5 protein-coding genes are annotated in these 3,960 nt (G+C 67.1%); 3 read left to right on the top strand and 2 right to left on the bottom strand.

From position 1 onward, the window contains the following. Positions 1-603 (bottom strand): histone deacetylase family protein (locus AC1D01_RS23945; protein WP_477870785.1); only part of this gene is annotated, 603 nt, incomplete at its 3' end. A gap of 186 nt (positions 604-789) precedes the next feature. Here AC1D01_RS23945 and phaP point away from each other — a divergent pair. The 3 genes from phaP to AC1D01_RS23960 all read left to right on the top strand — a co-directional run bounded on the left by phaP (position 790) and on the right by AC1D01_RS23960 (position 3,218). After that, positions 790-1,341: a TIGR01841 family phasin gene (gene phaP / locus AC1D01_RS23950; protein ID WP_047594290.1), complete on the top strand. Its 552-nt coding sequence runs from the start codon at positions 790-792 to the stop codon at positions 1,339-1,341. Between the two features lie 255 nt (positions 1,342-1,596). After that, positions 1,597-2,913, top strand: coding sequence for a type II toxin-antitoxin system HipA family toxin (locus AC1D01_RS23955; RefSeq protein WP_477870787.1), 1,317 nt, complete (start codon positions 1,597-1,599; stop codon positions 2,911-2,913). A gap of 11 nt (positions 2,914-2,924) precedes the next feature. Continuing rightward, the gene (locus AC1D01_RS23960) at positions 2,925-3,218 is read left to right on the top strand and encodes a helix-turn-helix domain-containing protein (RefSeq protein WP_477870789.1); all 294 of its coding nucleotides are present in this window, start codon (positions 2,925-2,927) and stop codon (positions 3,216-3,218) included. A 21-nt stretch (positions 3,219-3,239) separates the two neighbouring features. Here the strand turns inward: AC1D01_RS23960 and AC1D01_RS23965 are convergent, their stop codons facing one another. After that, positions 3,240-3,959, bottom strand: a complete 720-nt coding sequence (locus AC1D01_RS23965; protein WP_477870791.1) for a patatin-like phospholipase family protein — start codon at positions 3,957-3,959, stop codon at positions 3,240-3,242. Position 3,960: the final 1 nt, after the last annotated feature.

Here is a 3,960-nt window from a genome sequence, read left to right on the forward strand (position 1 = left end):
GTCCGGCAAGGCCACGTCGAGGTCGCTCGATTCCTTGCGGAACGGGAAGTTGCGCTCGCCGTGCAGCGACAGCGTGAACACCGTCGGGTCGTCGCGGAAGATCGATGCAGTGCCGTTGCCCTGGTGCACGTCCAGGTCGATCACCGCGATGCGCAGCAGCGTGCGGTGGTGCCGGTGCCATTCGGCCTGCATCAGCCGCGCTGCCACGGCCACGTCGTTGAAGACGCAGTAGCCGCTGCCCTTGTCGGCATAAGCGTGGTGGGTGCCGCCGGCGAGGTTCGCGGCGACGCCCTCGGTGAGGGCCGCACGCGCCGCGGCGATCGTCGCGCCGACCGAGCGGCGCGAGCGCTCGACCATGCGCGGCGTCCACGGGAAGCCGATCTCGCGCTGCTGGGCCGCGCTCAGCGTGCCTTCGGACACCGAGGTGACGTAGTCGGGCGTGTGGGCCAGCGCGAGTTCGCCGTCGGTCGCCGGGGGCGCCTCCTGCAACCGCAGCCCGGGCTCGGACTCGGCGGCCTCGCGCAGCAGGCGGTACTTCTGCATCGGAAACCGGTGCCCGGTGGGCAGCGGCAGCACGAAGTGGTCGGAGTGGAAGGCTTGCATCGAGGCGCGCATCGCCGGCGCATTGTGCCGACCGGCGCCGAAATGGGTGCGCGCCTCTAGATTGCTGCAATGCAGCAAAAACGACTTGTAATCCCTGGATCACTCCGTATACTTCTGGTCATGGTGCAGTGCAACAAAGTCACTGTGTCAGGCGCAGTCCCCTTTTCTATCTCATGGAGATTCCACATGCTGACCGCTGAACAATTGATCGCCGCCCACAAGACCAACATCGAAACGCTCTTCGGCCTGACCGGCAAGGCGTTCGAAGGCGTCGAGAAGCTCGTCGAACTGAACCTGCAGGTCGCGAAGACCGCCCTCGGCGAAGCTGCCGCGAACACCCAGGCCGCCCTGTCGGTGAAGGATGCGCAAGAGCTGCTGACGCTGCAAGCCAGCCTGCTGCAGCCGGCCGCCGAGAAGGCCGCCGCCTACGGCCGCCACCTGTACGACATCGCCGCCAGCACCAATGCCGACATCGGCAAGGTTGCCGAAGCGCAAGCCGCCGAAGCCCAGCAGAAGTTCATGACGGTGGTCGACACCGCCGTGAAGAACGCACCGGCCGGCACCGAAAACGTCGTCGCGCTGTTCAAGTCGGCCGTCGCGACCACCAGCAACGCCTACGAAAGCCTGCAGAAGGCCGCCGGCCAAGCCGCGAAGGTGGCAGAAGCCAACATCGAAGCGATCAGCGCCAGCGCCGTGAAGGCCGCTTCGGCCCCGAAGACCAAGCGCGCCGCCGCCTGATTCGGCGCGAACAAGTCGTCACGAAGACGACTTGAACTTATTGCGCGACCCTTCATCTGAGAGTGACCGCAGGCCCTGCCTGCGGTTCTCCCTGAAAGGTTGTCTCCTCGGTACCGCGCGAATTCTGATTCCAGGTACCTTCCGGCCCGGTGGCAACACCGGGCCGTTTTGTTTGGGGCGCCGATTTCTTTTTACACAGAAAAGTATTCATAAAAGATGCTATTTTGCGTCTGAGATAGATAGAATTCTGTGTAAATGAACGGCGAATGCACCATTCAACTGTTTGCCGGCGGCACATGGCATGACGCTGGTGTCGTCAGCCTGTTCGGTAGCGAGCAGTCGGGTTGGCGCGCCACCAGCTACACCGGCTATGCGGTCGACTGGGCCGTCGAGCACGCCGATGCCATCGACGCCCACGCGTTCTCGTGCAACTACCCCGTCAGCCTGCAACCTCTGCAGCTCAAACACTGGCCGGTGTTCCTGATCGACATGCTGCCGCAGGGCTTCGGCCGCGAAGAATTGCTGCGGCAACTGAAGCTGCCGACCACGATGGCCGATGCGGCCGACTGGCGCTTGCTGCTGACGGGGGCCGGCAACCCGATCGGCAACCTGCGCATCAAGGAGGCCGCAACCTGGCTGGCCGAGCGCGATTCCATCGCGCAAGGCTTCACCGATGCCGAGGTCGCCCAGCGCGGCGAGGCCTTCACCGATCACCTGGCCGCCCACGGCTTGTTCGTGGCCGGCTCATCCGGCGTGCAGGGTGAATGGCCCAAGCTTCTGCTGACGCGCGCCGACGATGGGCTGCTGTACCTGGACCACACATTGCCGGATGCCCGGGCCCGCGAGCACTTCATCGTCAAGTTCGGCCGCGGCACCGATCCCGGGCTGGCCGCCATCCTGCGTCATGAGGCGCCCTATATGGAACTGGCGCGGCGACTCGGTCTGCGGGTCCATGCGCCACTGACACTGCGAGAGCGCGCTCTCTTCATTCCCCGCTTTGACCGCCGATTGACGCCCGGCGGCGTGCTGCGCCTGGCCCAGGAAAGCATCGCCACGCTGACCGGCAAGCCGGGCTTCGGCGAGGTGCCGTCGCACGACGAGGTATGCCGCCAGCTGGTACGCCGCTGCAACGATCCGCAGGCCGAGGTGCTCGAGTACCTGCGGCGCGATGTCGCGAACCTCGCGCTCGGGAACAAGGACAACCACGCCCGCAACACTGCGGTGCAGCGTGACTTCGACGGCCAGGTCGCGCTGACGCCGCTCTACGACTTCGCGCCGATGTACCTGCACCCGGACGGCATCGCGCGCCGCATCCGCTGGGAAGGCAACGACAACGGCCGGCCGGATTGGTCGCGCGTGCTAGACACAATCTGCACCGACAGCCAGCCTCGACCCGGCGAAACACACGCGCCCTTGCGGCGCGCGCCGTTGCTGGCCGGGCTCCAGGCGATGGCACCGGTGCTCGACGAGATCGCCGGCAACGCTGCGGCATCCGGCCTGTCTCCCGAGGTCCACGCCCATTTGCGCGTCGGACTGGAATTCCAGGCCCGGCAACTCGCCGCCCTGACCTGAGCGCCGACGCGATGGACAAGCGCTATGGCAGCCTCAGCCTCTCCGAGCAGCTCATGCTGCGCAGGCAGGCCATCGACGAAGTGCTGACCCATCCCGAGTGGTCGACGCAGGAGGCGCTGCGCCACCTGAAGAAGACGATGCGACTGACCAGCGCCGAACTCGCCAGGCTGTCCGGCGTGCATTACCGGACGGTGCAGGACATCGAGCAGGGCCGCAGCGAAGGCAGCGTGCAGACGATGAACCGGCTGTTCGGCGTGCTGGGGCTGAAGCTCGGCGTCGTGCGGATCGCGCCGCCCGACGCCTGAGCCCAGCCCTCCCGGCCGCCCTCAGTGCGTCTTCGCCGCGATCCGCATCTTCAGTTCGTTGATCATCGAGAGCGCGATCTCGCGCCCGGCCTGGATCGAGCGCTTGCGCGCCGCGAAATCGGCGGACGACACGTCGGCCAGCTTCGGCCGCAGCACCACGTCGGCCTCGCGCAGCTCGAAGGCATTGATGCTGCGGCTCATGATCGCGAAGGTCTGCAGCAGCATGCGCATCGGATCGCCGGTGGCCGCACCGTCCGGCACCGCCGAGATGTCGACCGCGATCACCAGCTCGGCGCCCATCTGGCGCGCGAAGCGCACCGGCACCGGCGACACCAGCCCGCCGTCCACGTACTCGCGCGTGCCGATGCGCACCGGCTGGAACACCGCCGGCACCGCGCTCGAGGCGCGCACCGCGATGCCCGCATCGCCGCGCTGGAACAGCACCGGCGCGCCGTTGTCGAGATCGGTCGCGACGATGCCCAGCGGCATGCGCATCTGCTCGATGGTCTTGCCGCCGGTGGCCTCGCGCACGAAGCGCGCCAGCGCCTCGCCGCGGATCAGCCCACGGCCGGGAAAGGCCCAGTCGGTGATCGCCGATTCGTCCATCGAATCGGCCATCGCCGCCAGCGCCAGCCCGTTCTTGCCCGACGCGTAGAGCGTCGCGACCAGGCTGCCGGCCGAGGTGCCGACCACCAGGTCCGGCTTGATGCCGTTCTCCTCCAGCACCTGGATCACGCCGATG

The sequence above is a fragment of the Rhizobacter sp. P3_B12 genome, assembly GCF_056402895.1.